The 26,564-nt window shown below is 31.8% G+C and carries 21 protein-coding genes and 4 pseudogenes; 9 read left to right on the top strand and 16 right to left on the bottom strand.

Going from position 1 to position 26,564, the window contains the following annotated elements:
* Positions 1-65 precede the first annotated feature (65 nt).
* Positions 66-200: pseudogene (locus tag AC0OM3_RS25420) on the bottom strand (winged helix-turn-helix transcriptional regulator); the annotation flags it as partial.
* Here AC0OM3_RS25420 and AC0OM3_RS25415 point away from each other — a divergent pair.
* Positions 197-340 (top strand): annotated as a pseudogene (locus AC0OM3_RS25415) (SDR family oxidoreductase); the annotation flags it as partial. The pseudogenes AC0OM3_RS25420 and AC0OM3_RS25415 overlap by 4 nt on opposite strands.
* A gap of 329 nt (positions 341-669) precedes the next feature.
* Positions 670-1,896 carry an MFS transporter gene (locus AC0OM3_RS25410; RefSeq protein ID WP_000673888.1) on the top strand — a complete coding sequence of 409 codons (1,227 nt, stop codon included), beginning with the start codon at positions 670-672 and terminating at the stop codon, positions 1,894-1,896.
* Between the two features lie 70 nt (positions 1,897-1,966).
* On the opposite strand, the gene AC0OM3_RS25405 is transcribed toward AC0OM3_RS25410, so the two are convergent.
* From AC0OM3_RS25405 to AC0OM3_RS25380, 6 genes are all read right to left on the bottom strand, one after another.
* The gene (locus AC0OM3_RS25405; protein ID WP_000472626.1) at positions 1,967-2,779 is read right to left on the bottom strand and encodes a MerR family transcriptional regulator; all 813 of its coding nucleotides are present in this window, start codon (positions 2,777-2,779) and stop codon (positions 1,967-1,969) included.
* Positions 2,780-3,050: 271 nt separating this feature from the next.
* Positions 3,051-3,530 (bottom strand): SRPBCC family protein, encoded by a 480-nt coding sequence (locus AC0OM3_RS25400; RefSeq protein WP_000559846.1) that lies wholly within the window; start codon positions 3,528-3,530, stop codon positions 3,051-3,053.
* 240 nt (positions 3,531-3,770) lie between these two features.
* On the bottom strand, positions 3,771-4,331 hold the full coding sequence (locus AC0OM3_RS25395; RefSeq protein ID WP_033690256.1) for a class I SAM-dependent methyltransferase: 561 nt from the start codon (positions 4,329-4,331) through the stop codon (positions 3,771-3,773).
* A 158-nt stretch (positions 4,332-4,489) separates the two neighbouring features.
* Positions 4,490-6,445 carry a SpaA isopeptide-forming pilin-related protein gene (locus tag AC0OM3_RS25390; protein WP_474213189.1) on the bottom strand — a complete coding sequence of 652 codons (1,956 nt, stop codon included), beginning with the start codon at positions 6,443-6,445 and terminating at the stop codon, positions 4,490-4,492.
* Between the two features lie 147 nt (positions 6,446-6,592).
* Positions 6,593-7,396 carry a class C sortase gene (locus tag AC0OM3_RS25385; RefSeq protein WP_074593703.1) on the bottom strand — a complete coding sequence of 268 codons (804 nt, stop codon included), beginning with the start codon at positions 7,394-7,396 and terminating at the stop codon, positions 6,593-6,595.
* A gap of 87 nt (positions 7,397-7,483) precedes the next feature.
* Positions 7,484-9,145, bottom strand: coding sequence for an LPXTG cell wall anchor domain-containing protein (locus tag AC0OM3_RS25380; protein ID WP_000719310.1), 1,662 nt, complete (start codon positions 9,143-9,145; stop codon positions 7,484-7,486).
* Positions 9,146-9,736: 591 nt separating this feature from the next.
* Between AC0OM3_RS25380 and AC0OM3_RS25375 the strand changes: the two genes are divergently transcribed.
* Entirely contained in the window at positions 9,737-10,963 is a 1,227-nt protein-coding gene (locus AC0OM3_RS25375; RefSeq protein ID WP_474213188.1) for an AraC family transcriptional regulator, read from the top strand.
* Between the two features lie 332 nt (positions 10,964-11,295).
* Here AC0OM3_RS25375 and AC0OM3_RS25370 read toward each other — a convergent pair whose 3' ends face one another.
* From AC0OM3_RS25370 to yqeK, 6 genes and pseudogenes are all read right to left on the bottom strand, one after another.
* Positions 11,296-13,977, bottom strand: a complete 2,682-nt coding sequence (locus AC0OM3_RS25370) for a M4 family metallopeptidase (protein ID WP_046946278.1) — start codon at positions 13,975-13,977, stop codon at positions 11,296-11,298.
* Positions 13,978-14,152: 175 nt separating this feature from the next.
* Positions 14,153-14,527 carry a hypothetical protein gene (locus AC0OM3_RS25365; RefSeq protein WP_001059022.1) on the bottom strand — a complete coding sequence of 125 codons (375 nt, stop codon included), beginning with the start codon at positions 14,525-14,527 and terminating at the stop codon, positions 14,153-14,155.
* 191 nt (positions 14,528-14,718) lie between these two features.
* A pseudogene (locus AC0OM3_RS25360) lies at positions 14,719-14,967 on the bottom strand (GNAT family N-acetyltransferase); the annotation flags it as partial.
* Positions 14,968-15,155: 188 nt separating this feature from the next.
* Positions 15,156-15,893, bottom strand: coding sequence for a phosphorylase family protein (locus tag AC0OM3_RS25355; RefSeq protein ID WP_002164028.1), 738 nt, complete (start codon positions 15,891-15,893; stop codon positions 15,156-15,158).
* A pseudogene (locus AC0OM3_RS25350) lies at positions 15,890-16,564 on the bottom strand (DUF3885 domain-containing protein). The gene AC0OM3_RS25355 and the pseudogene AC0OM3_RS25350 overlap by 4 nt, the downstream one beginning before the upstream one ends.
* A gap of 13 nt (positions 16,565-16,577) precedes the next feature.
* Positions 16,578-17,186 (bottom strand): bis(5'-nucleosyl)-tetraphosphatase (symmetrical) YqeK, encoded by a 609-nt coding sequence (gene yqeK / locus AC0OM3_RS25345; RefSeq protein WP_000964995.1) that lies wholly within the window; start codon positions 17,184-17,186, stop codon positions 16,578-16,580.
* 192 nt (positions 17,187-17,378) lie between these two features.
* Here yqeK and AC0OM3_RS25340 point away from each other — a divergent pair, with 192 nt between their 5' ends.
* The 5 genes from AC0OM3_RS25340 (at position 17,379) to AC0OM3_RS25320 (ending at position 22,104) form a co-directional block, all read left to right on the top strand.
* Positions 17,379-18,074 (top strand): response regulator transcription factor, encoded by a 696-nt coding sequence (locus AC0OM3_RS25340; RefSeq protein WP_001038807.1) that lies wholly within the window; start codon positions 17,379-17,381, stop codon positions 18,072-18,074.
* Entirely contained in the window at positions 18,064-19,221 is a 1,158-nt protein-coding gene (locus AC0OM3_RS25335; protein WP_001243304.1) for a sensor histidine kinase, read from the top strand. The genes AC0OM3_RS25340 and AC0OM3_RS25335 overlap by 11 nt, the downstream gene beginning before the upstream one ends.
* A 175-nt stretch (positions 19,222-19,396) precedes the next feature.
* Complete coding sequence (locus AC0OM3_RS25330; protein ID WP_474213187.1) at positions 19,397-20,413, top strand: D-alanyl-D-alanine carboxypeptidase family protein; 1,017 nt, start codon at positions 19,397-19,399, stop codon at positions 20,411-20,413.
* Positions 20,414-20,750: 337 nt separating this feature from the next.
* Positions 20,751-20,888 (top strand): DUF3956 domain-containing protein, encoded by a 138-nt coding sequence (locus AC0OM3_RS25325; RefSeq protein WP_000376554.1) that lies wholly within the window; start codon positions 20,751-20,753, stop codon positions 20,886-20,888.
* Between the two features lie 607 nt (positions 20,889-21,495).
* On the top strand, positions 21,496-22,104 hold the full coding sequence (locus AC0OM3_RS25320; protein WP_000136051.1) for a hypothetical protein: 609 nt from the start codon (positions 21,496-21,498) through the stop codon (positions 22,102-22,104).
* 270 nt (positions 22,105-22,374) lie between these two features.
* Here AC0OM3_RS25320 and AC0OM3_RS25315 read toward each other — a convergent pair whose 3' ends face one another.
* Positions 22,375-22,908, bottom strand: coding sequence for a GNAT family N-acetyltransferase (locus AC0OM3_RS25315; RefSeq protein WP_000990085.1), 534 nt, complete (start codon positions 22,906-22,908; stop codon positions 22,375-22,377).
* 105 nt (positions 22,909-23,013) lie between these two features.
* A complete protein-coding gene (locus tag AC0OM3_RS25310; RefSeq protein ID WP_000535575.1) occupies positions 23,014-23,370 on the bottom strand; it encodes a hypothetical protein in 357 nt (118 codons plus the stop codon).
* A 598-nt stretch (positions 23,371-23,968) separates the two neighbouring features.
* On the opposite strand from AC0OM3_RS25310, the gene AC0OM3_RS25305 reads away from it, so the two are divergent.
* Complete coding sequence (locus tag AC0OM3_RS25305; RefSeq protein WP_474213186.1) at positions 23,969-24,301, top strand: hypothetical protein; 333 nt, start codon at positions 23,969-23,971, stop codon at positions 24,299-24,301.
* Between the two features lie 320 nt (positions 24,302-24,621).
* On the opposite strand, the gene AC0OM3_RS25300 is transcribed toward AC0OM3_RS25305, so the two are convergent.
* Positions 24,622-26,562 carry an AMP-binding protein gene (locus AC0OM3_RS25300; RefSeq protein WP_000806507.1) on the bottom strand — a complete coding sequence of 647 codons (1,941 nt, stop codon included), beginning with the start codon at positions 26,560-26,562 and terminating at the stop codon, positions 24,622-24,624.
* Positions 26,563-26,564: the final 2 nt, after the last annotated feature.

Raw genomic sequence — 26,564 nt, 5'->3', positions numbered from 1 at the left:
ATTATAAAATAAAAATTATTAAAACAACATTTAACTTCGCACTACATTTGGTTTACATAATAATTTTATAGTTTATCTTTAACTATATGTTCTAAATGTCTTCTTCCCCAACTACAAATACTATCCAAAACAGTACTGACTGTTTTTCCATGTTCAGTTAAGCTATATTCTACTTTAGGTGGTATTTCTTGATAATGCTTATGAATCTTATAAATCTCTTTCTCTTGTAAAAAGGCCTGGCCATAATAATGAAATTGCACATACTGTTCTATATTTAATGCAAAATAGTTTTACTACGGGTAATGTATTATTTCCAGATGGAGGGTACACATATCATTAAATTATTAGCAACAAAAGCCCCTTATTACAGTGGCTTTTGTTGCTAATTTAAACATCGCTGAAGTAATATAGGATTCTCTTTTATTAGTTCTGCTAAAACAAAAGTTGTGGAAAAGGTCGTAAGATTAACTCTTTATCCAGCAACCCCTTTTGTTCTCGAATCATTCCGCCTCCTCGCATAAAAACCGCCCTAATTTCTATTCCCTACAATTTTATATAAAATCAATATTATAAAGTAGGATTCAACAACTTCTTACAGAATTCTATATTTAATACGTATTGGACGGATTATTTTCAAGTTCCTCTATAAAAAAGGGAGGTCATACAATTGTGAAATTTGTACAAGAACGAAGATTAACTATCAAGACAACTTTTTCAAAAGAATACAAGATTTTTATTTTTGGTTTACTCATTTCACGAATCGGGGATTCACTATATACTTTTGCACTGCCTTGGATTGCCTATCAATTAACTGGTTCAGCTGTAATTATGAGTTCTTTATTTGCTGTTAATGTATTGCCAATCGTTTTATTTGGCCCTTTAGTTGGTGTACTAGTTGATCGATATGATCGAAAAAAGTTACTTTGGATGGCGGATATTACCAATATTATTTTAGTAAGTTTCGTACCAATTTTACATGCATTACATCTATTAGAAGTCTGGCATTTATACGTAATTACTTTTATCTTAGCAGTTATGTCCATGCTTTTTGATGTAACAACTGTTACAGTCATTCCACACATCGCAGGTGCATCATTAACGAAGGCTAATTCTTTATATCAAATGGTTAATCAATTGGCTAGTTTGTTTGGTCCAATCATAGCTGGGCTTTTCATATCTTTTATTGGCGGCTTTCAAGTACTTTGGATTAATGTTCTTTCATTTATTGCTACATTAATTGCTGTGATTATATTACCTTCTATGAAAAACTTAAATAAAAAGAATACTGATAAAAAAACATTGCAAAATGTACTAAATGATTTGTTTGATGGTTTTAAATGGCTCAAAAATGATCGGTTAAATATAGCTTTGTCACTTCAAGCTATGGTAGGTAACTTTGGAGCAAGTGCTGTTTTAGGTGTACTTATGTATTATTTATTATCGACATTAAATCTTACCTCCGCACAAAGTGGCTATAATTATACTTTAATAGGAATAGGTGGGCTTTTAGGAAGCTTAATTGCCGTTCCTTTAGAAAAGAAATTTCGACGTGGTGTACTTATTCCTTTACTCCTATTTTTAGGAGCGCTTGGGTTAACATTTGCTTTGTGGAGTACATATTGGCTTGCTCCCGGAATTGCTTTCGGAATCGCGATGACATGTAATATCACATGGAATACGATTGTTACATCAATTCGGCAGGAAACTGTTCCATCCAATTTGCAAGGACGTGTTTTAGGTTTTTCTCGTGTACTTACACGATTATCTATGCCATTGGGGGCATTAGTAGGTGGAATTATTTCAGCCTACAATCCTGTATTTATATTTGCTTTAGCTGCTTTTACTAAAATAATTGAAGTCTTTATTGCCTTATATAGTCCGATACGAAAACTGTAAAGATTAAGATTTATATATTTCGAGATATTAATAAAATAAAAAAGGCATAAAACATGCCTTTTTTTATTACTTATTTGTTTATTGGATAACAAACTTCTGTAACCCACTTATTAGGATCGGATTCCATTGCTGGGCTCACATGATAAATATTAAACATCGGGCCTGCTAATTTGTAACCCTCTGTCTCAATCCATTTTGCTGCAGCCTCATTTACAGCTGTCATCTGTTCATAACTTCCATTAACTGTTATAGAAGCTACATTGGTTGATTTCATATTTTTAAATGTAACGTCTTTTGTATTTTCGTGCTTACCAAGAATACTTAGCTGTATTTCTATATCTACATCATTTTCTTTGTATTCACGATCATGGAAAACCGCAATACTATAACTCGGATGGGCAATACTAATATTTTTCATTTGAATTTCTTGCATTAATATACTCCATAAATCACCTTCGCAATTATACGATGGAATAATCTTTCTAACACTAGCTACAGTTCTTTCTGGAATTTCTTTTATGGAAACATGATAATTCATCTCAACAACATCCTCTCTCATCGTTTTCATTGAGTCTTCGAGGAGACGTAATTGTTTTTGGAGATTATTCATGTCTTCTTTAATTTGAGCACTACGATTAAAAAATTGCTCTTTTATGGTATCTATATTATCGCATTCTATTATTTCTTTGATGGTAGCAATATTAAACCCCATAGCTTTTAACGTTTGAATTTGATTTACTTTTTTTAATTGGTCTGCTGAATAAAATCGATATCCACTCTGCTCATCGACTTTTACTGGTTGTAGTAATTCCACTTTATCGTAGTGTCTCAACATTCGTATACTAATGGAAGATAGTTTTGAAAAATCCCCTATTTTAAACATGATTTCCTCCTATAAGTTACATCTACTTTGAAGCTCAACTTTATTTTAAACAATGACATTGTGTGAGGGTCAACTGTTTATAACGTTTGAATTATATTTCTTTATTTACTTTTATATCCTCTTCCTTCTTTAGGTTATAAAAATTCACTTATTGATTCGATCGCGACTAGCAATCAATTGATTTACCTTCATATGAACCTCTATTCTTATTTCTCATTAAAAACATATTTGCAATATAATAATTACATAATGAATATTACCTATTATGTAATTACCCTCTAACTTCATGAATCTTACCCTTGTATATTTCAAACCATTGTTGCCATTCATCTTTAGAAAATTCTTTCTCTTCTCCTTCTAAAACGCAAGAAAAAAGATTTAAACAAATATGCCAACCAGCTATATCTCTCGGTGTATGATCTGTTAATTCATTAATGTACTCTTTAAGGAATAAAAGAGTACTATTTTCCTCTTTATGTATTTCAAATCGGACACGGTCTTTATCCCAAGTAAATTCAAGTACTGAGTTTAGTTGACACTCTAAAATATCAATATTTATGAATGAACCGTCCATCATGTCGAACTTTATTATTCCACCAGTTTTAAGGCTTTCAATCTGTAAATTGGACATCCATTTTTTCAGCTTACTGTTTTCTGTTAATACAGACCAAACTTCCTCTACCGTATATGGAAATTCGCGTTCAAATTTTACAATATATCCATCAGTTAGTTTCCCAATTTCAGCTATCATTTTGATTGCCCCCTTATACAGAATATATGTTCCCATTTCATTTTACACGAATATAAATATAAAATAAATATTTATGTCAACGAAGTGTTAATTTAAAGTGAATGACGCTGAGAAAAACTTAAATATTTTCTAAATCGAGTTATATAGTATTGAAAATTAAATATAGATTTACGTACAAATAAAAAAGCCGCATTTGCGACTTATGAAATCATAGGATTAACTCCTTTTTTTGTTGAATGATTAGCGCTTAATCGCATCGACAATTAGCGATGGAAAACCAAGTTTATCGCCTTTATTTCTAGAATCATACCTTTTCGAACGGAAAATAACACCGTCGTTTGCATCCCATTCATTGTAATAAAACCGACCACTTTCATCACAATATTCAAGTAAAACTACCTCGAATCCAGCAGTTTCAAACATTTTCGTTAATGTTTTATAATTATGAACGATTTTATGACTTGCTGCTGGATGATCTTTTGGACCGGGTCTCCCTATTTGAACTATATTTTGATATACCTCATCCTGAAAGAATGCATCAGGGACTCCGCACCGAATATGACCAGATGGTTTTAAAAATTCATAACAGATTTCAGCTGCTCTTACACCTTCTTCAAAAGTAAGGTGTTCCCATACATGCTCAGCTAAAATAGCTGAAATAGAGTTGTATTCAAATCTTTCTTCCCACGTAGCTTTATCTAGTAAGTTAAGTTCATCTTCTTGCGTTTGAATCCAGCCTGGATTATTATTAAACACTCCAGCTCCGACAACTACTTTAATTTCGTCTTGTTTTATTGCCACCATGTTCACCTCTTAAACATTTTAATTCATTAATATATTCTATGTTTACTATTATCCTTCCTCCTTCAACAAATGTAGTACCATGAGTCCAGTACAATACCGAACTCATGCCCTAAAACTCTCTAACGCAACGATCTGTCTAACTCTATAAAATTAGTTCATAATATACGATTTTTCTTACAGAAATATAGCACACCAAACATTAGCATAATACCAATTACGTAAAAAATTGTTGTTCCGCTCCCACCAGTATTAGGAATTACCCAATTATTCTTCGCATTTTTCACTGTTATTTTTTGTGTCTTTACTGCTTCTGTAATTTCTATTTCTATTGGATCCCTAAGTAACATGTATCCGTTCGGTGCTTTTATTTCTTTAATCGTATACTTTCCAATTGCTAATTGGTTGGAAATTACCTTTCCTTTTTCATCCGTTATTAATCTACTAACTTCTTTCCCTTCTTTATCTAACACTTGAAATACAGCGCCTTTTAGCTTTAATTCACTATCCTTATCATCAACTTTTTCAATTTCAAATTGCCCAGTCGGATCTGGCAATTTCTTATTTTCTATTTTAATTTCTACTACTGTATCTTTTCCTATTTTTACAGCTATTTTATCTTTTACTAATTCATAGCCTTTAGGTGCCTCTATTTCCACTAGGGTATAGTTTCCTATTGGTAAGTCTTTTGATATTACTTCTCCTTTTTCATCTGTTACTAACTCCCCAACTACTTTTTTATTTGAATCTTCTATATGAAACTTTGCCCCTGCTAGCTTTTTATTTTTATCTCCCGTATCTACTTTCACTAACTTCATTTTCCCCATTGGATCGGGCAATTTCTTATTTCCTATTTTAATTTCTACTACTGCATCTTTTTCTATTTTTACAGTTATTTTTTCTTTTAATAATTCGTAACCTTTAGGTGCTTCTACTTCCACTAAGGTATAGTTTCCTATTGGTAAGTCTTTTGATATTACTTCTCCTTCTTCATTTGTTACTAGTTCTCCAACTATTTTCCCTTTTGAATCTTCTATATGAAACTTTGCTCCCACCAATTTTTTATTATCATTATTACTATCAACCTTTTTTATTTTCACTTTTCCTATACTAGGCTTGTTCCAATGTTGCCAGTTAAATTTGAAATTGTGAAATTCAAATCCACCAGTTTGTTGTACCGCACCGACAAATGCTTGTCCATTAATCGAACCGCCTTTTGTTTCTAATACAGCATTGGGAGCAAACACACTCCCAACGACACCATATCCCTCTGTTGTAATTTTTTTCGCATTTGGAAAAACCCAAATCATTTTCCCATATAGCTCAGTAAACGGGGAATTAGGCGAATATGGTTGTGATGTAGGAACTATATCTGTAGCCTTTCCAATATTATTCGTGTCATATAGAATAGACCCATTTTTAAATGTAACTTCTATTGCATCTGAATACATTACAATTAAATCTTTGTCCTTAGCATTGGGCAAAAATACATCTCTTATATCTACATTGATTTTCTCTGTCAATTCTGATGAAACATAAATATTAGGATTGTTTATATCTTTTCCGATTCCATGACTCATATTTGGAATTGGGGCATTCGTTTTATATTGACCTGCATTTTTACTAACTTGGTTCACTATATTGCGAAATTCATTAAATTTCGCGTCAATTTCTAGTTTTTCTTTATAAACGATACGATCATAAGAAGGTTGTATGATGCGATCTGGATCACTCTCTTTTGTCATTACGACTATTCCGTTTTGAATGATAAAAGATTCTTCTCTTGATTTTTTTAGTTTTCCAGACAATAACAAGGACGGATATCTCTCATCAACCCATTTTTCACCTACTATATTAGATGTTCCTGCTGCTGCACCTACAATCGTATACCCCGATGCATCCATATCACCTTGAACTGCAATTGCTCCTTCAATGTCGCCACCTATTGCTTTATGGTTACCAAAGATAACAGCATTATAACGCGATATATCTCCTAGACCTTCTAAGGTAGTCGTGGATCCATATGCTTCTTTTGGTACATATACGACAAAACTTACACTTAACATTAACAAAACAATAAAATGAATACTTACCAGCTTTAATCGTAGCCTCAATTCCTTTGTTCCCACCTTTACCGTTTTTTTCTATAGTCGAATAAAATGAATTTTTATTAATGATGATTTACTTCATCCCCTATATACCGTCTTTACTTATCTTTGAATTTCCGGTCCCACTTCCCATTAATGCAGGATAAATACATTCTATCGAGTTAACTTTTTCTTATAAATTACGACTAGAAGCACACATAACAATAGGATTGTAACTATTACAGTCCACTTATTAAATATAAATATCTCTGTACTCACTTTTTGTTTTTCTTTCTCGTTTAACTCCACACGCTCACCTCGAACTAGCAATCTATTGGTGTTTACTCCATAAGGCGTACACGTAATTAAAGTTGTATAATCTTTATTTTCTACAATTTGTAGATCGTCCGTTTCATGTGGTGACACTACTTTAATTTGATTTACTTTATAAGCAAGAACTTTGTCTAAAGAATGAATAAAAAAAAGATCTCCTTCACTCAACTTATCTAAATCTGTAAATAATTTTGCTGATGGTAAACCACGATGCCCTGTTAAAATAGTGTGGGTATTTTCTCCACCTACCGGGAGCGAAGAAAAATCTAAATGACCTATCCCGCGGCTCAATACTTCCTCAGAGGTCCCTTGATAGATTGGCAGTTTTATATTAATTTTCGATATTTCAATATACCCCATTACATCTCCTAAATTTAACGCATCAGCATACGCTTGATGATTACTTTTTTTTTCAGAAAATGGATCTGTAAATGTTTTCATGGAAGTTTGAACTTGTTTATTATATTCGGCTGCTTCTTTTTCCCTACGTTCGACTTCTTTCTTTTGTAGCGCTTTAATCTTCTTATCGTAAGAGCTAATCTCAGAATAATGTGCACGGGTCGCCAACCAATTACTAATAGTAGGATATAAAAAAATACCTAATCCAAATAAAAAAATACCCCCCAAAACAAGATTTCGTTTCATATTTCCACCTCTGTATATGCTTAAATATCGAAAAGAGGAAAGCATTTTGCTTCTCCCCTTTTCATATAGTTACATGTTCCTAAAATCTTAATTTCTAGCAAATTTTTTTCTAAAGAAAACAAGTGCCGCTGTAAGCATTAAAGTAAGGCCTATTACAGTAAAAAGAGTCGTTCCTATACCACCCGTTACCGGAAGAATCCATCCACTTTTATTATTTTCTATCGTTAATTTAACCGTTTGATTATTTTCGCTAATCTTTACATCAATAGGGTCTTTTAATAATTGATAAGAAGCTTTTGTACCATCTTCTTTTGTATATGTCGGTGCTTTCGTTTCAAAAATTTGATAATCTCCATATGGAATGTTAGACCATTTAATAACACCATGCTCATCAGATACACCTGTTACTTCTTTTCCTGCTACGACAACTATTTTTCCATTATGATCTTTAAGTACAAACTCTGCACCTTTTAATTTATTCTTATTAGCACCATCAATTTTTGTTAACTCAATTATTCCAGTTGTTGGAACAACAACTACAGGTTTAGACTCCTTTTCTCCCATTACATCATTTTTATTTGTAAAATCAATTTTTGCTGTATTTAAAATTTCCGAACCAGATGGTACCCCTTCTTTTACTTGGGATTTAATTTGCAAATGAAATTCTTTTTTACCATCTAATTTTGTGAAATCTTTTACTGTAGCTGTTACTTTTTGACCTTCTATAGCTAGCTCAACAAAGTTTGCATTTACTTCTGCTCCATCAATTTTCACGATTGGCTTTCCTTGAATCACTAAACGATTGTCCAAAGTATCTGTTACCACATATTTTTTGTATTCCTTAATGTCTTCAGGAATTAATGTTTTAATATCATAATTATAATTAGTTAGCGGATTTATTGGTAACGCTTCCAATTTTGCGTTAATCTTTTTATCAATAGTTGCTTCTTCATAGTTTTTCACTTCTAATTTAACTACTGTACCAGAAGTAATAGTTCCATCTTCATTAATTGTTCCGGAATTCTTAACAAAAAACTCACGTTTAGTTGGATCTATTACGTAGCCCTTCGGAGCTTTTGTTTCTTGGAAATAGTATTCACCATACTCCAATCCTTGCACGCGAATATGACCATTAGCATCTGTTACTAACTCTTTTTTCACTTCTGTACCATCTTTTTTAAATAAAGAGAATACTGCACCTGCTAATACTTTTTCATTTACACCAGTTTTTACTAAATCCACTGCACCACGTTTAATCTCATTTTTGGGATACATGTGAACATCATAGTTTAGCACCTTACCCTCTTTATTCGTTAATGGGATATCCACTGTATACGTATTGGGGTTTAGATTAACATGTGGAGGTCCTGCCACTTCTTTCACCTCATAACGTCCTAGCGGAAGATCTTTTAATACAGCTTGTCCGTTATCATCTGTTACTACTTGATTTGGAGTGGCTCCCATTACAGGTTTCACGTCTTCTTTTACGATTTTCCCATCGTTTGAAATTTTTTCAAAAGAAGCAACCCTTTTCACTTCAAACGTTACACCTTTTAATGGTTTCACATCTTTTGGCACCTCTTGATTTGCAGAACCATTACCTTCTAGTCCCTGCGCTCCATCTTTTTCTTGTTCATACTTATGAATCGTTAAAGTACCTTTAGATGGTGAGTCTGCCTTTACTAATACACTAGACCATGTAGAAAATGTTAAGAATAACACTAAAAGCACACTAAATATTTTTTTCATTTCTCTTATCCCCTTTACTACTTCTATCATTTTAAAAATTTCTTTATTACTATTACCTTCTTACAAGCAATAGTGTGCCAAGTATCAGATTTAAACCAATAACATAAAACATAGTCGTCCAACAATCCATTGTTTACAATCACTTATTCACTTTTCTTATCTTCTATTATTACGTTGTCTCTCTGCATGATATATGTAATTTTCTCCCCTGAATTACCCTCATATCTCTACTTCAAGACTTATTACATTGTTACATAATAGCTTTCACTGCTAATTTCGACTAATCACTTACTGTCAATCCATTCATTTCTCCCTTCCTATCCCTATTTAAAATCCAATCTTAATCCTTTTTTGATACATATAAGTAATAACCAACAAATAAGTGTGACGATTCATATTTTACGCTACTGTCCAAAACTATTACCTGTATATTCAAATAATATGTGCTATTCATGTTAAATTATGGTATTATTCTTAGAAGTTTATAACTTTTATTTATATTTTTTATTGATAAAGATTTTCCGTTTCTACTTATGAAAAAAGGAATATATAATTATTCAACTATCACGCATAACTGTAAGGAGGAAGAATATGACTAAAAAGCTCAGTCTAGTTGAGATAGAGTACATTTGCAATATGTTTTTCCAATCTTTCGAAATTCCAGTTTGTTTTTTAGATTGTAACAACAATATTCTTTTAAAATTTAAATCAAAAAATGCTTCACATTCGTTGTATACATCAAAAATAGAACAGTTACATATGCTTTTTCAAAGAAATGATACATATAATTCTCCCATCTTCAGAACTCACGAACATCTAGGGCACTTCATTTTAATTCACATAAAGAGTGATTATATGGTGAACGGTACTATTATTATTGGGCCCATGGCACATGTAAATTTTTCTACAAGTAAAGTGGATAGTAACCTTAATTTTATTCCGAATTATAAAAGAACAAGAGACCGTTATTTTTCATTGTCAGTGAAAGATCAAAATTTCTTTGTAAATATAGCAATATTGTTTTATAACATTCTCTATAAAAAAAATTCAGATGTAAGCACCTTTTCAAATAACAGTGACTCAGTTCATATAAGTCATAGCAGAATCTTAAACGAAGATGTATATATTTCAATGCAAAAAGACGAATCCATTTATCATAATTTATATATAGAGCAGCAACTACTTAGATCTATAGAAAACGGCGATAAAGAAACCGTACTCAAATATTATTACGAATTCCAACAAGAGACTCTTTCATCTTTATCTTCATTCCATCAATTAAGACGTCATAAAAACATTTGTATTTCATTCATCACGCTCGCTACTAGATATGCGATAAAAGGGGGACTTCCATCTGGGATTGCTTACAAAATTTATGATTTACATATTCAAAGAACAGAAGATTTAAAAGACAAAGAATCTGTTTGGGATTTATTAAAAAATGCTTTTTGCACCTTTGCAGACCGTGTAAAGGCACAAAAAACACAGCAACATTCACAGACTATTGCTATTTGCAAAAACTATATTTTTAAAAATATTTACAATCCAATATCTGTTAAACAACTTGCTAAATTTGCAAATGTGAATTCAGATTATTTATCTATATTATTTAAAAAAGAGGTCGGTATTTCATTAATTGAGTACATTCAACGTGAACGAGTCGAAGAAGCAAAGAAATTATTAACTTTCACCACCTATCCCTTATCAGACATATGCGCTTCGCTTAATTTTAGCGATCAAAGTTATTTCACTAAAATTTTCAAAAAATTCACCAATGAAACACCTGGTAAATATCGAAAATCTCATGTTGTCATTTAGAGTGAAACTTCCATTAAAACAAAATGTTTTCAGTAACTCATCAATGGCAGATTAGAAGCACTCCCAGATTCATGAACTATAGGATTTATGCTTTTTCCAAACCAAAAAACACGTTACTATTCTTTTATTTTAATGAGAATAGTAACGTGTTTTTTATGTAATGTAGTTTTGTAGACAGAACATGATCCAACTACAAATTTTTATAGAAGCCAAATGCACCGCTTAACTACTAAAATCTTATTAAGTAAAAAATCCATATTTTGTTTTACTTACTTTCTACTTTATTTCTTCTGAATAATGAACTCTTTTCTTCAAACGAATAATCCCTACTATTATTTTTGTATCTTTCTAAATTTGCGAACAAAAGTGAGTACTGTGCCTGTAATAATCATCAATATGCCGATTGCTGCACTGTTATTTGTACTTACACCCGTCTTTGGAAGCTCCTTATATGTATACTCTTTTTTATCGCTATTACTGTTGTTTGAGATATTACTCTTATTTGCCTTATTAGCAAGGCCATTAGCTTTGCTAGTTTCTTTATCTTTCACTAATACTTTTTGTTTTGTATTTACGTCATTACCCATGGAATCTTTGACACTATATATTATTTCATAAGTACCAGCTTTAGTTGTATCTATAGTTCCTTCATACGCTACTTTAGAAGTAAGGTCACCGTCCTCTTTATCAGTAGCTGATACCCCTACCAACGGATCAAATTGATCACCCTCAGTAATTGAAGTTGTAGCAGGTACTTTTAGTATTGGTTTTTCATTTGTAACTTCTTCTCTAACTTTAACCGTTACAGTTTGTTTCGCCGTTACTTCATGACCTTTAGAATCTGTAACCGTGTACGTTAATACGTAAGTACCGACTTTAGATGTATCTACTCCACCATCAACTTTTACTTTAGAAGTAAGATCGCCGTCTTCTTTATCAATAGCTTTTACTTTTATCATTGGATCGAATGAATCTCCTACATGCATTGTCGCTCCAACAGGCACTGTTAATTTAGGTTCTAAATCTAATATTTCTCCATTTCCCTCTACAATTACAGTCTGTCTAGCCGTTGTAGTTCTCCCTTGGGAATCAACAACCAAGTATTCCACAATGTATGTACCTGGTTTTGAAGTATCTACATCGCCTTTATGCTTTACTTTATTTGTTAAATCACCATCTTCTTTATCAACAGCTTTTACATTTCTCATTGGATCAAACGTATCACCTACACGTAGTGTAATGGTAAACGGCACAGTTAACTCTGGAGCTTGATTTTCTGCTGTTTTTTCGTTTTCTTTCACTGTTCCTGGAATTTTTGCCGCATCAAAAGCATTTTGGACTGCTTGAACTTCAATTGAGTTCGTTCCATATTTATTAGTTGCAACTTTAAGGCATGCCAATTTCAATTCAGAGAAATTAGAAGTCATGTTCAATTCATCAGTATTTGCATAATAGAAAATATCAAACATTTTATCTTCACCAATACCATTTATATTTACACCGTTATGAGTACCGCCTTGTGCAATTAAATACGCAACTTTATTAATAATACTTGAGTTAAAATGAACGCCTCCATAATCCTCTCCATTTAAATCATTATATTTACTATAATCATCGGGATACGGTAGTCCTTCTGAAAAATTAATTGCAGTTGGATTTTTCATATTACGAAAAGTCGATCCAGTTTGTTCTCCTATTGTCCAGTTAAATTCCCCATTATTTATGTATTTCTCTATAGCCGTTCCCATAATATCCGATAATGCCTCGTTAATTGCCCCAGATTCTCCTGAAAATTCAAGGTTAGATTCACTTGATGTAACTGCATGTGTAAATTCATGACCGGCTATATCGAACGCTTTTACCATAGGATCTCCATATAAAAGCATACTAATGTTATTAATATTAGTACTAAATGCATTCTCCCAATTTTCAGGATCATTTGTTCCTCCAGAATCCCATGCATGTACCACTGAAACTACTTTTTTTCCTTTATTATCAAAACTATTACGCTTATATTTTTCTTTATAAAAATCATATACCTTTGTTGCTAAGAAATGAGCGCTTACCGCCTTTGGATCATTAAATGTTGTTGAAGCGCTAGTTGCTAGTATGCCAGGATAATAACTTTCTTCATTTGTAATATCTCTATAATTTACATCATATGTCTCAATTCCTTGCCCTCTTGTGTAATCAGCAAGCGCATAATTCCCACTGGTCTGTTTAGAAATACCAAATGTACGAGTTACGCCTAAATCATCTTTTCCTGTTCCAGTTAATGATGTGAAATTGCTAGTTTTATTTTCCTTAACGGATTCAACATACTCTTCACTTATTTTCAAACTTGATTCTTGTACCATATCTTTTAACATATCGCCATTATGAGCATTCACTAAATAAGTTCCAGATACATAATTTGGTGTTGTAGCAGCAAATGTAACTTGATATGCATTGCTAGCCTGCCCATGATTTTCATCAACAAAAATAACCGCCTTAACTTCTGGTTCAGAAATAAATTTAATGTCGTTTCCGTACTTTTTATAAATATATTGTTTCGCTTCTTCTTTTGATAAATTAATAGGTTTCTTTAAATCTTCTTGTGTTAAATTTTGTGCGCTAGCTCCTGAAATGCTTTTAATAATACCTTTTTTATCTACGTGAGCAGTCAACTGGTGGCCATACACTTCTTTTCCTTCATATATTTGTTGCATGCGCACAAGTGTAGTTCCATCATAAGAACCACGTTTTTGAAGAACCTTGTAATCTACTCCTGTTTCTGCACTAACTTGTTTTGGAGACAAAGCATGCTCTGTATTTTCCTTAAGTGCATCTTTCACTACATTCTCTGGCGCCTTTTTTGATGGTTGTGTAAGATCACCTGTACGGAACGAATCCTCTTGAATTTCAACTTGCATTTGACCAGGTTCCTCTGCATGACCTACTCCATATGGTGTTACACTTGTTAAAACGAATCCTGTTGTTAATGCAACTATAGCTATTTCTTTTTTATTTCCCATGATATTTACCTCGTATAAATTTCTATTATTTATATGAAACTGCTAAAATGTATACAATCTATTCCTAACATAAAAAGATGACTTTTGTAATCTACAAAAGCCACCTCTTCAATATGTAATATCCCTAAAATGTTTTTAATACATAATTTCTATACAAAAAAGAAAAAAGCATTCATTAACGAGCATTTTGCAATACTTTTATTAGGTCATTTATATTTTCAACTTTCTGCTGAAACTGATCAAGTCTGCTATGTAGCAATGAAGGATTTTTATCTTCAGTTGAAATAACTTGTTTTAATTCATTTTCTAATTTATCATACATATCAAAGAAATTATCAAATTCTACACTTACAAGTTCTTCATTTTCACGATAGAATCTTTTTGCTTCTATATAAGTCATATATGATTTATTTAAAAATCCTAATGAAATTAAATATTTAGAAGTGTTTTCTTGATAAATAGCAATATCACATGCTATTTTAATATCAGAATAAGTCTTTTGAACGAGACAATGCAATTCAAAAATCTTAAACTTTAATCCATTATTCATTTCATCCCCTCCCATCGTATCTATTCTACATAAAATTAGAATATTATACAAAGAAAATTATTAGCATAAAATTGACAATTAAAAAAATAACTTAAGGATAAACAAAATCCCTCTCATTACAAATTATAATTGCGGAGCATTTACCAACATAACGGCTAAATAAAAAACGAAAAGAATAAATCTTTCCGCTCTTAGAGTAATAAATACATTTCATATTGCGCTAAAGAATTCTTTTCAAATCCACATTTCTTTAAAAAACCCTCCAATAAATTATTGTTAGGAAACCCAATTGATAAACTTGATAAATTTAATTCTTCTCTTGCTACTTGTAATAATTTCATCCCAACACCAATATTTCTATAACCTTTGTCTACGAAAATAAAACTAATTTTACCTCGTTCATTTACGCATAGAGAGCCTTTTAAGTCATTATCGACATATACTAAATCAATATTTACATCACTACACCTTTTATATTGAATCATATAAAATTGCCCTCCAATTGCTTGTATTAAACTAAACATGTACCCATATAATATATTCCATCTATTATAAATTTCAGCTCTTTATTTGAAATGAACGGACATTTCCCTACATATAACTCACTCTTAATTTGTTTTATAACAAACTATCTATTATTTACTACATTAATCTCATAAACACGTAAAAAAGCAATTAAATGCTCACATGCTCTTTCACATGCTAGCATTTTAAAGATTTTTTGTTCTTCTTTCGTTTTATCATTTGCTTGATCTGAAGCAGCTTTTAAACAGAGAAATGGTTTTTTATTTATTTGGCATACATAGGCGAAAGCTGCTAATTCTTGATCAACTGCTAATGCTCCATATACGGTATGGAGTAAATATCTCATTTCCGAACTACGAATACGTTGATCTCCTGATAAAAATGTACCGAAATGGATCGGATCATACGATCGTATTTTTTTTATTCTTCTTACAAGTGATTTTGTTGTTTCAATAGGTGCTGTTCTACCGTTATATAAATTAAAAACATCTTCCCCTGAACCAGCAGCAGTAACATCATGTTGTATTGCGTTTAGTGCGACTACAATATGACCGTTTTTCACTTTGTTTGATAAACTTCCGCATATTCCTGTCATAAACAACTCATCTGGCTGAAACTCACTAATTAACAATTGTACACAACTAGCGCAGCTTACTTTACCAACACCAGTAACAACTGATATAATTTCCAGCTCATTAATAGTATGAAAATGAAATTCCCAAGCAGCTCTTTTTTCAACACGTTCACTTGGATAATGTTGATGCAAATACGTCAGTTCTGGTTCCCATGCAGATACAATTGCAATACGTTTCATTACACGCTTCACTTCCCCTATTGTCATTTAAATAAGTTATCTATACTTTCTCGTTCATAATCTGGAATCCATTCTTTGTATTTCTTATATAAATCTCGTATTATTTCTTTATTCTTCGCAATTACTTCACATCCTCTATCATCATACATAAACATGACAATATCTTTCGTTGCATTTATGAGAAATACATCTGGATAAGAAATTTCTTTTTTTTCGTCCAAATCGAGGATATAGATCAAAGAAATCCTCATGATTAACAACTTGTATAAGCGATTCATATTTAATATGTTCCGCAAGGCATTGTAAAGAAAAATGATATGTACAATATAAATCTGCTTCTTCATCTTCAAATAAAAACGGTAACGTTTCTATCTTATATGAAATCTTAAATCTCTTTTCTTAATATATTTATTGTATACATTTATTTTCTGTGGAGTTTTTATATTTTCCTTTTTAAATCTATAAACATTTGTCACTACAAACACTACATCTTCTTTTGAAAATATGTCTTCAAATAAGAATTTATTATATGTATATAGTTGAGAAAAGTATTCCGTATTTAAATTGTCGGTTCCTTCTACAATTTGATATTTATCTTTTCCAAAATCAAAATGTAAATGATTTTCCCATTAAGAATATAAATAGGGTACTAATGTAACTCCTGGAAATGTTTGATTCATATATTCTTTTAATTGCATTTCCTTGTCCTTTCTACTGTACAATTCCTTTTAAATCCCAATATGCTTCTTCTAGCCATGGATGTATAACTTTCAATATATCTTTCCTTTCCCACAAATATGAAATATATACAAAAGCTGCTTTTTCCAAAGATTTTCCCAATCCTTTTTTTATTTCTATTAAATATGGTGGTGTCCCTTTTTGATCCCATTCTATTTTATCTGCAACAAATAATACTAAATCCATCTTCGTTGCATGTTTACGCAACGTTGTGTGGCAACAAATTGCATTTAAAATCTCTTCATCTTCTACTTTAAATATTTCTTTTGCGATTACTCTCGATAGTTTTTGATGAATGATCATAGGAAACTTTCTTTCTGCTTCCACTATTTCTATCCCAAATTCTTCAGCAACTGCAATCCGCTCCTCGTTCGGAAAAATGCCACTAATATCATGTAAATATCCTGCAATTGCTGCTTTTTCTTTATCTACGTGAAACTTTTCTGCAATCTTTTTTGCCACATTTGCCACACAAATTGAATGTTTATATGTAAACTCTTTATTATATTTTAGTAAAAAAACTTGAATATCATTTTCTATTTTTCCCGTTGCAGTAAATGAATATATATCGTCATACAGCATAACAAATCCCCCTCACAACTAACTTTCAGTATAATATAGAATATAAATATCCTCGTTATTTTATATTCGTTATTAATCTTTTTACTCCTTTTTAATACGTTACATGAAATTTTATACAGAATCGTCACTACAAGTACATAAATGTTTGATATTATAGTAGTGTTGATGATTTGTAAGGAAAGGAACTACACAATGAATAAAAACATATTAATTATTGATGATGATAAAGAAATTGTTGAATTACTTGCTGTTTATTTGCGAAATGAAGGCTATAACATTTATAAAGCTTATGATGGCGATGAAGCATTGCAAAAGGTTTCTACATATGAAGTTGACCTTATGATTTTGGATATTATGATGCCAAAGCGAAACGGATTAGAAGTTTGTCAGGAAGTGCGTGAAAATAATACTGTACCAATTCTAATGCTTAGTGCAAAAGCAGAAGATATGGATAAAATATTAGGTCTTATGACAGGTGCCGATGATTATATGATCAAGCCATTCAATCCATTAGAATTAGTAGCAAGAGTGAAAGCTTTATTACGAAGATCCTCTTTCCAAAACGCTACTTCGCAAAAGAATGAAGATGGTATTATTCGTATTCGCTCTGTTGAAATACACAAACATAATCATACTGTTAAAGTAAATGGAGAGTATATTAAATTAACCTCTATTGAGTTCGATATTTTATATTTACTTGCAAGTAATACAGGAAGAGTATTTAGTTCAGAAGAAATTTTTGAACGCGTTTGGAATGAAGATGGTTACGGTTCAAATAAGACTGTAATGGTTCATATTAGCAACTTACGGGATAAACTTGAAACAGTAATAAATGGAGAAAAATTTATTCACACTGTTTGGGGAGTTGGCTATAAAATTGAGAAATGAAGCATTTGATATATTAAAAGATATCCCTAAATGGAAACTTATTTTTTGGCTCTTATTAGCTATCACACTCACGCCTATTACTGAGTTAATTATTTATCGCCTCGTTACGAGTGTAATTGAGAGTTCACTTACTCTAACTGAACTTGGTAAAGAATTCATTCGAATTTTTGGTTATGAAAAGTATAAAGGGATTAAAGAATCGTTATGGATGATGATTGTATCTTATTTGTTTTTATTTTCTATTTTTTCATCCTATCTTTACATTTTTTATCTTCACGAGAAAAAACTTTATTATGAAACTTGTATTAAAAAAATGATAGAAGAAATTCGTTATATTGCAAATGGAAACTTCAATCATAAAGTTTCTATTGTAAATCATAATTATCTAGAAGAATTAGCAATCGGGGTCAATGAAATTGTTGAACAATTAAAAGTCTCCATTGATGAAGAAAGACAAGCGGAACAAGCAAAAAGTGAACTTATTACAAATGTATCACATGACTTACGCACTCCCCTTACTTCTATAGTTGGATACGTAAATTTAATCCATCATGATAATTATAGAGATGAAGTAGAATTGCGATACTATATTCAAGTCATTTACGATAAAGTAACTCGTCTTAATGCATTAATGAATGACTTGTTCGAATATACACGTGTTCAAAATAAAGAGTTAAGCTTGTATTCTGTCCCTATTGACATAGTAGAGTTACTTGGGCAATTAACTGTTCAATTCCGTATACAATTTCAAGAAGCAAATATAGAATGTCGACCTTCTTTCCCATCTCAAAAGCTCATGGTATTAGCTGATGGTGAAAAATTAGTGCGTGTGTTTGAAAATCTTATTATAAACGCTATCGCTTATGGAAGCGAAGGTCGCTATATTGACCTTACTGCTTATGAAAGCAATAATATGATTACAATTGATATAACAAATTACGGACAACCTATTCCTAGTACGGATTTACCTCATATTTTTGAACGTTTTTATCGCGTTGAGAAATCTCGCTCTACAAACACTGGTGGATCTGGACTTGGATTAGCTATTGCAAAAAGTATAGTCGAATTGCATAAAGGAACAATTGAAGTATATAGTGATGATGAAAAAACAACATTCACTGTAAAACTACTCCCATACAAATGTTAATATTATAAATAAAAAGTTCAATTTCTTATCATACAAGAAATTGAACTTTTTCCATTAACACCCAAAATTTAATAATCCTTTATAATTCTTTAGAAATTCTTTACCTTTTCTTTCTTCCTAATTAAGCATTCCTTTTTACAATACTAGTATTGATGTCATAATAGGAGGATCGCTTATGCAATTCTTAAAGAAATTCGCTATTTTATTATTATCTTTTTTTATTACTGCACTTATCGTTTTATATTTTTATCTTTATGTAAATGGTCCCATTATTCAAGCTAAATCAGCTATTTTAATAAATGCTAATTCAGGTGAAATTGTTTATAAAAAAAATGAAGAAACTCCAGTACAATCAGCTGCTTTATCTAAATTAATGACAGAATATATCGTATTGGAGCAACTAAATGATAGAAAAATACAGTTAGATGACTTCGTACAAATAAGTAACGAAGTTTCCCGAGTAGAAACAAGCCCTATACAAGTAACATCGAATGATAAAACAACGGTTCGTGATTTACTTCATGCATTGCTACTGGCAGGGAATAATCGTTCTGCACTCGCTCTAGCAGAACACATTGCTGGAAATGAAGATAACTTTACAATATTAATGAATAAAAAAGCAAAAGAACTAAAGTTATTACAACCATCTCCATTTCTAAACTCTACTGGAATTAATAATGATACAAATAAACAATCAACTACAACAGCAATAGATGCAGCTAAACTAGCAGCACGATTAGTAAAAGATTTTCCAGATGTATTGAATATTACGAAACTAACCTCTTACCAATTTACCTTCAAAGATTCCCAGGTTTTCAATACGAATAAAATGATATATTCCCTTAATGAAAACATTAAACTTCAAGGTGTTGATGGCTTACAAACTAGTTTTTCAACTAACGGTAATTATAGTTTTGTCAGTACAGCAAAACTAGGAGACACTAGACTAATTTCAGTAATATTAGATGCAGATGAAGAAAACATTTCATTTATTGAAACAAAAAAGTTACTACAGTATGGTTTTGATCCTTCCTCGTGCTCTGCACTCCAAGCGTTTAAAGATGCTGTTACATCTTGGGCAGTTTTGCTTCAGTTTAAAAATTTGATCATACAAACATTATTGGTTTTCTTTATAATTACAATTTTAATGTTTTTACATATACGTCAAAAAAAATCCGAAGATTTCAATTAAGAAATCTTCTTATATATAAAAACCGACTTGCGTTTGAGATGCAAGTCGGTTTTTAATTCTATCATCCTCGTCCAATCAAATTTGCTGAAACAAATTGCTAGTTTAACTCCCTCGCCCATATAGATAGCTGACCAATATGATGAATTTCATATCCCATTACATGTCTTAAAACCTATGTTTTTTGAGGCATACATCCATCTCTGCTTCCTTTCGTTGTATTCGTTTGTTTAGTTTAAATGGGTTAATCTATTAATTCTATTAAATCCAACAATTGAACTATTACATTTTAAAGTTCCATTCATATACTATAGTAGATTACTAGAAAGGAGGCTTAACTATGGATAGTTGCGTTGTATTTGTAAACGGACAACCTTTTTTAGTTCTTTCAGTAGCTGGTATTGAAATTGCTAGATTAGAGATTTCCCTTCAAGTAGCATTAGCTCTAAGAGTGCTTGGGATACCAATCTGTGATTAATTACCAAATTAAAAGAAAAAGAGGGCATTAGCCCTCTTTTTTTATTTTCTTCTCACCTTTTCTTAACAACAAACAAAATTCAAATTTAATTAATTATAAAAAATTAAAGTATATGAACGTTACATGAAACACTTGCTAAGATAGCTGTCCTTCACACTATTTATTTCGCGACATTATATAATCAAAGCACACAATGATTAACTCTTTATACGGCTTATTTTAAGTGTGCTAGCCAATACTTTTACTTGTATGTTCTATACACTCATTCTCTACGGTATACTGATACCAACTTATATTTTTTGATGAGGGCTCATTTCCCTATATCCCTCTTTATTCCCATGCACTTTTTTCTCAAATCCAAGCTAAATAATCTATATTGTTATCTTTTAAACTCGCCTCACTATCCGATTATATTAATAACCTATCACCTGGTAACCATTATCTAATTTATCTTCAATTGGATGGTCCATCATTTATACTTACGGATTGGCTTTCCCGTATCTATTGTGCATGGACATTAGGTTTTCTAGCATCTAGCTCATTTCTTTAAAAGTGTAGGGTTTTTCGTCTATTATTAAATGAATAATGTTTGGAAGGGTGATGTAATATGACAGAAATTAAAGTAGGGCTTACACAATTTTTAGACTTCACACTGAAAGGTAGTACAGCTAAAACAACCTTTATAAAAAATCTAAAATCCCAACCTGAATATCAACCAGCTTTTGATTACTGGAAACAATTACGAGAAACTGTTATTAAATTTCATCAAAACAAACTACCTTTTGAATGTTTTGAAACATTAGTACAAACGGTTGATCAGAAAAAAAAACAAAACTACATTGATGTCATAAAGCAATACAAAAAATTCATTAAAAATAAAGAAATCTCTTGGTTTGATCCAGGTAAATCATATTGGAAATCAGATGATTTAATCGTCCGTTCATCGCCTGAACTTGGCTTATTCATTAATAATGAGCCACATCTTATCAAACTGTTTTTTAAAGGAAAAAAAGAGCGAATTGATAAATACAACATTAACTCGACACTTACACTATTAAATGAATCAACATTTTCAAATGAACGAAACGATGTGAATTATACGGTACTTAACATCCAAAAGAACAGAATGTATACGAATAACTCTATTAATAATAATTATTTAGTAGCGCTTAAATCAGAAGCTAACCAGTTTTGTTATATATGGAATAATCTGTAAAGTTTACTATTCATCCCTTTCAATACCTTGTTGATGCATACTTTAGTTACAATTTTTACAGATTCATTCAGTTTCGTTTAATTAGGGCTCGTCCTCTTATTCCTCAGAAACAATGCAGGTGGGCCTTTTTCAAAAATGGTTTCTTTCTCAGTTTTAATATACTAGCTCTCCCCTGAAACAGCTGCAACTGAAATAATTTTTGTTTTATTATCCACTATATCCACCAACCCCCTTTTGTTAACATAATATAATTATAAATCACTATTGTTACTACTTCTTCCATTCATATTCTAACATACTCATTTCCCATAAATTCCAATACGTTTCCCCTACTTTTTTCGACTCTCTTAATAATCCTTCTTTTACAAATCCTATTTTTTCGTAACATGAAATAGCCGACGTATTAAAATCATAAACACCAAGAGTTACTCTATGTAGTTTTAATTTGTCAAAAGCAATATGAAGTACTTCTTTCATCATATGTTTTCCTATAGAACGTCCTCTCATCTTCGTATTACCAACTAATACTTTTCCAATTCTAGCGGACTTGTTAATATTATCTATTTGCCCAAGCGAAATATGACCAATAACGTCTGAAGTCTCTTCATCTACCACTTTGAAAGCGAATGTATTTGCACTTTCTATATACTTCTCTAATTGCTGTTCGTCTAAAGGAAATGTGAAGGCATTACCTGACCATTGTATTAGAAATTCTTCGGAATTAATCCAATTTATTAATTGTTTAAAATCAGATTTTTTAAAGGTTTCTAGTTTAATCACTTCCTTGCTCCTTTCGTACATCATGCTTTATAACCTCAAACTTATTTCTATATAAAGAATATATTCTCCTTTTATATGAAATTAAAATAAAGCCATTCATGTGAATGGCTTTACAAAAAAGCAACATAATTATGCTTTGTTTGCTACATCAATACCATTAAAATCAAAGTCAGCAGTAACCGTTGTAACAGGTGGGAAAATTGCTTCAATTTTGCAAATGGAAATAATTACTGCAACCGATCCAGGAATAGCCGCAAGCCTAACTACATCACAACTTACAGACGAGACAGTACCTACATAAGTACGTCCCTCTGTATTAATTTGAACTGTTCGATTAATTAATTTCTTAAGTTCATCTCTAATTCCTTGTACACAAGAATTATCACATTTCTCATGCTGTTCTTTTTTACACTCTTCGAATACTTCCCAACAATCATCTTGTTTACATGTACATTTCTTTTTACAATTATTAAATCGAGAACCCAATACCTCACCTCCTAATCCTTTCTATTAGTAAAGTATGTCCATTAGCTTAAAAGGGTACGAGGCAAACACATAAAAAGAAAAAAACAAACAATTGTACCAAACTTTCTTTTCATTATTCATTATAAAAACAGACCTGCCCTAATTAAAAGCTTGTTTAATTAGGGCAGGTGAGTTTAGTCCTACTTCATTTAATGTTTAGACACCACTTTTTAAAATAAATCTTTTTTCTTTTAAATAAGACGCCTCTTAAAAACACACTAGATTTTCCCATTAACTCATATATACATAGACTTTATTCATGGATTTTTCCTTTGTTATCGTAAAATATACATTTTAAAAAACGTACTCGAAAATAAGATATTATTTGTAATCAGAACATTTTCTTCAACAAATGTTTATTGAAAAATACCATAACTAGTAGTAGTTCCCTCCACTATCTCTTAAAAATTAGCATAGTTTGTATGAACTCTATACCGAGTAGAAAACACTCTATCATATAAAAATAAAATAGTAGGTTAATAAACAAGCCATTTTTTTATTAAAACATAGAATAATATGAACACTATTGAAAGGAGGTAGAAATGAATGTCCTGGAAAAATGATTGCTGGAGTTCTCAGAAAAAGCATTGTAATGATGATTGGTGGAAATCTAAAGAAAAGTGTCATTGTGATGACGATTGGAGTTCTCAGGAAAAACATTGTAATGATGATTGGTGGAAATCTAAAGAAAAGTGTCATCGTGATGATGATTGGAGTTCTAAACGAAATAAGTGTCGTTGTAAATGTTTCTTTATTTGTTGCCATTGTAAAAGAAAAAATTGGTAATATTTTTAATGTCAACTTAAAGGAAAGAATATGTCTTTTGGAACCAATCAGACTTTTCCGGAAAGTTGATCCCTCACCTACTTCCTTGCTTTCGCTGAATTTTTAGGTGGGGGCATTACTGCCTGACAAATAGCGAGATAAATACTAGAATGTAATATATAAAAAGCTGACTGAGTATAGTCAGCTTTTTATATATGAACACGTAAAGGTTTAAACAGACATATAAGCAGTCACGCTTTGTCATCACCTTGTTGTTGTAAAATAGTATTTCTCCATTGAATAGACATTCCATAATATCGTATTTTGATTAAAACTAAAAAACATACTTAACACTAATAGTAAAATTTTTCTTCTTCATCAAATTCACTTTTTTCTTTTTATAAACATAAAAAAGGAGCTCTATTTATATAGAGCTCCTTTCTAATTTTATAATTTACTAGACTGTAACCCCTGAATAAACGGAACTACTTCAGGATTTACAAGTGAAGACAAATCACCTAATTCTTTTCCTAAGTAAGCTGCTTTAATAACACGGCGCATTACTTTAGAGTTACGTGTTTTCGGTAAATCTTCTACAACGTGGATGTCTTTAGGACACAACGCTTTTCCAATATGAGAGTTTACTAAACTCATTAATTCTTTCTTTAACTCTTCTGTGAATGTTACATGATCTCTTAATACTACAAAACAATGACAAACTTCACCTTTTACTTCGTCAGGTACACCAATTGCAGCAGCTTCAATTACATCGTTATGTTTCACAAGAATAGATTCATATTCAGCAGGTCCAATACGTTTACCTGCAATATTTAACGTATCGTCTGAACGCCCTGTGATAATATATTGTTCACCATCGTAAATGACCCAGTCACCGTGGACCCATTTATTTTCAAAACGCGACCAATATGTGTTTACGTAACGTTCATCATCTTCCCAGAAGCTTTTCGTCATACCTACCCAAGGTTTCTCTAAGCATAATTCTCCGACTTCATCTCGAATTGGTTTACCTTGATCATCCAGTACGACAGCTGCCATTCCTGGTAAAGATGCGTTAAAACTAATCGGTGCTATTGGCTTAATAAGAACATTACCGAAAATCCCACCAGAGATTTCAGTTCCACCTGAGTAGTTACAGATTGGGACATTTCCTTTTCCAACTGTTTCAAACAGCCACATCCATGGATTAGGATTCCAAGGTTCTCCTGTTGATGCGAATACTTCCAAACTCTTTAAAGAATGTTTATTGACATACTCATCACCTTTTGCCATTAATGCTCGGATTAACGTTGGCGAAATACCTAAATGAGTAATCTCATATTTATCAACTGTCTCCCATAACCGGTCTGCTTCTGGGAAGTCTGGAACACCTTCGTACATAACCATCGTTGCTCCATTAATGAGTGAACCGAATAATAGAAACGGCCCCATCATCCAGCCCATATCAGTTACCCATAATACACGATCACCTTGTTTAATATTCATTCCAAATCCTGCATCAAAAGCTGCTTTCAAAGGAAATCCTGCATGCGTGTGTACTGTTCCTTTCGGCTTACCAGTCGTTCCTGATGTATAAATGAGCATTAATGGATCATCACTTTGCATTTCCTCTGCATGTATGAATGGTTTTTCTTTTTCTAGCGTACTCCACGAAAAGTCATAGTTATGTGGTGTAAAATCATTTCCTGCATGACGAACGATAACAACTTTTTCAACAGTTGGGCAATGTTCACAAGCTTTATCTACTTCATCTTTTAAAGAAACAATTTTACCTCGGCGTGAAAATCCATCTGCGGTAATAATCATTTTTGAACCTGCCGCTTGCACACGTGTCATAACTGCATCAGACGCAAAGCCTGAGAATATTGGTGAAATAATTGCTCCGATTTTCATTACAGCTAGCATCGCAACAACTGTTTCTGGAATCATTGGCATATAAATTGTTACACGGTCACCTTTCTCAATACCCGCGTGTTTCAAACCATTTGCAACACGGCTTACCCAGTTGTCAAGCTCTTCATATGTAAATGATTTTGAAGTTCCATTTTCCCCTTCGTACTGAAGTGCTGGCTGTATTCTCGTCTCTTCATCCGCAAGCCAGCGGGATAAAGCTGATTCTACAACGTTACATGTTCCGCCATTATACCACTGTGCAAACGGTGTACCATTTTCTAAATCTAACACTTCTGTATAAGGTTTCATCCATTGATAGCCCACTGCTTTTTCTGCCTCTCCCCAAAACCAAGCTGTTTCCTCAATAGATTTATTATAAAAAGTTTCATAGTCTTCATATCCCAATGATTTCATCCAACCATATAAACGTGTTTTTCCCTTGTACTCTTCTGTTGGAAACCAAACTGCTTGTTTCAATG

It is taken from the genome of Bacillus sp. FAU20 (assembly GCF_056033865.1).
Note: the sequence above shows the minus strand (reverse complement) of the source record. Positions and strands in the feature narration are given on the sequence as shown.

Bases quoted from the DNA above. Each gene is read 5' to 3' on its own strand.
- AC0OM3_RS25400 (WP_000559846.1), bottom strand. From the start codon at position 3,530: ATGATAGCTGAAATTGGGAAACTAACTGATGGATATATTGTAAAATTT.
- AC0OM3_RS25375 (WP_474213188.1), top strand. From the start codon at position 9,737: ATGACTAAAAAGCTCAGTCTAGTTGAGATAGAGTACATTTGCAATATG.
- AC0OM3_RS25380 (WP_000719310.1), bottom strand. From the start codon at position 9,145: ATGAAAAAAATATTTAGTGTGCTTTTAGTGTTATTCTTAACATTTTCT.
- AC0OM3_RS25365 (WP_001059022.1), bottom strand. From the start codon at position 14,527: ATGAATAATGGATTAAAGTTTAAGATTTTTGAATTGCATTGTCTCGTT.
- AC0OM3_RS25320 (WP_000136051.1), top strand. From the start codon at position 21,496: ATGACAGAAATTAAAGTAGGGCTTACACAATTTTTAGACTTCACACTG.
- yqeK (WP_000964995.1), bottom strand. From the start codon at position 17,186: ATGCTGTATGACGATATATATTCATTTACTGCAACGGGAAAAATAGAA.
- AC0OM3_RS25330 (WP_474213187.1), top strand. From the start codon at position 19,397: ATGCAATTCTTAAAGAAATTCGCTATTTTATTATTATCTTTTTTTATT.
- AC0OM3_RS25355 (WP_002164028.1), bottom strand. From the start codon at position 15,893: ATGACAATAGGGGAAGTGAAGCGTGTAATGAAACGTATTGCAATTGTA.
- AC0OM3_RS25325 (WP_000376554.1), top strand. From the start codon at position 20,751: ATGGATAGTTGCGTTGTATTTGTAAACGGACAACCTTTTTTAGTTCTT.
- AC0OM3_RS25385 (WP_074593703.1), bottom strand. From the start codon at position 7,396: ATGAAACGAAATCTTGTTTTGGGGGGTATTTTTTTATTTGGATTAGGT.
- AC0OM3_RS25340 (WP_001038807.1), top strand. From the start codon at position 17,379: ATGAATAAAAACATATTAATTATTGATGATGATAAAGAAATTGTTGAA.
- AC0OM3_RS25370 (WP_046946278.1), bottom strand. From the start codon at position 13,977: ATGGGAAATAAAAAAGAAATAGCTATAGTTGCATTAACAACAGGATTC.
- AC0OM3_RS25315 (WP_000990085.1), bottom strand. From the start codon at position 22,908: ATGATGTACGAAAGGAGCAAGGAAGTGATTAAACTAGAAACCTTTAAA.
- AC0OM3_RS25405 (WP_000472626.1), bottom strand. From the start codon at position 2,779: ATGTTTAAAATAGGGGATTTTTCAAAACTATCTTCCATTAGTATACGA.
- AC0OM3_RS25305 (WP_474213186.1), top strand. From the start codon at position 23,969: ATGATTGCTGGAGTTCTCAGAAAAAGCATTGTAATGATGATTGGTGGA.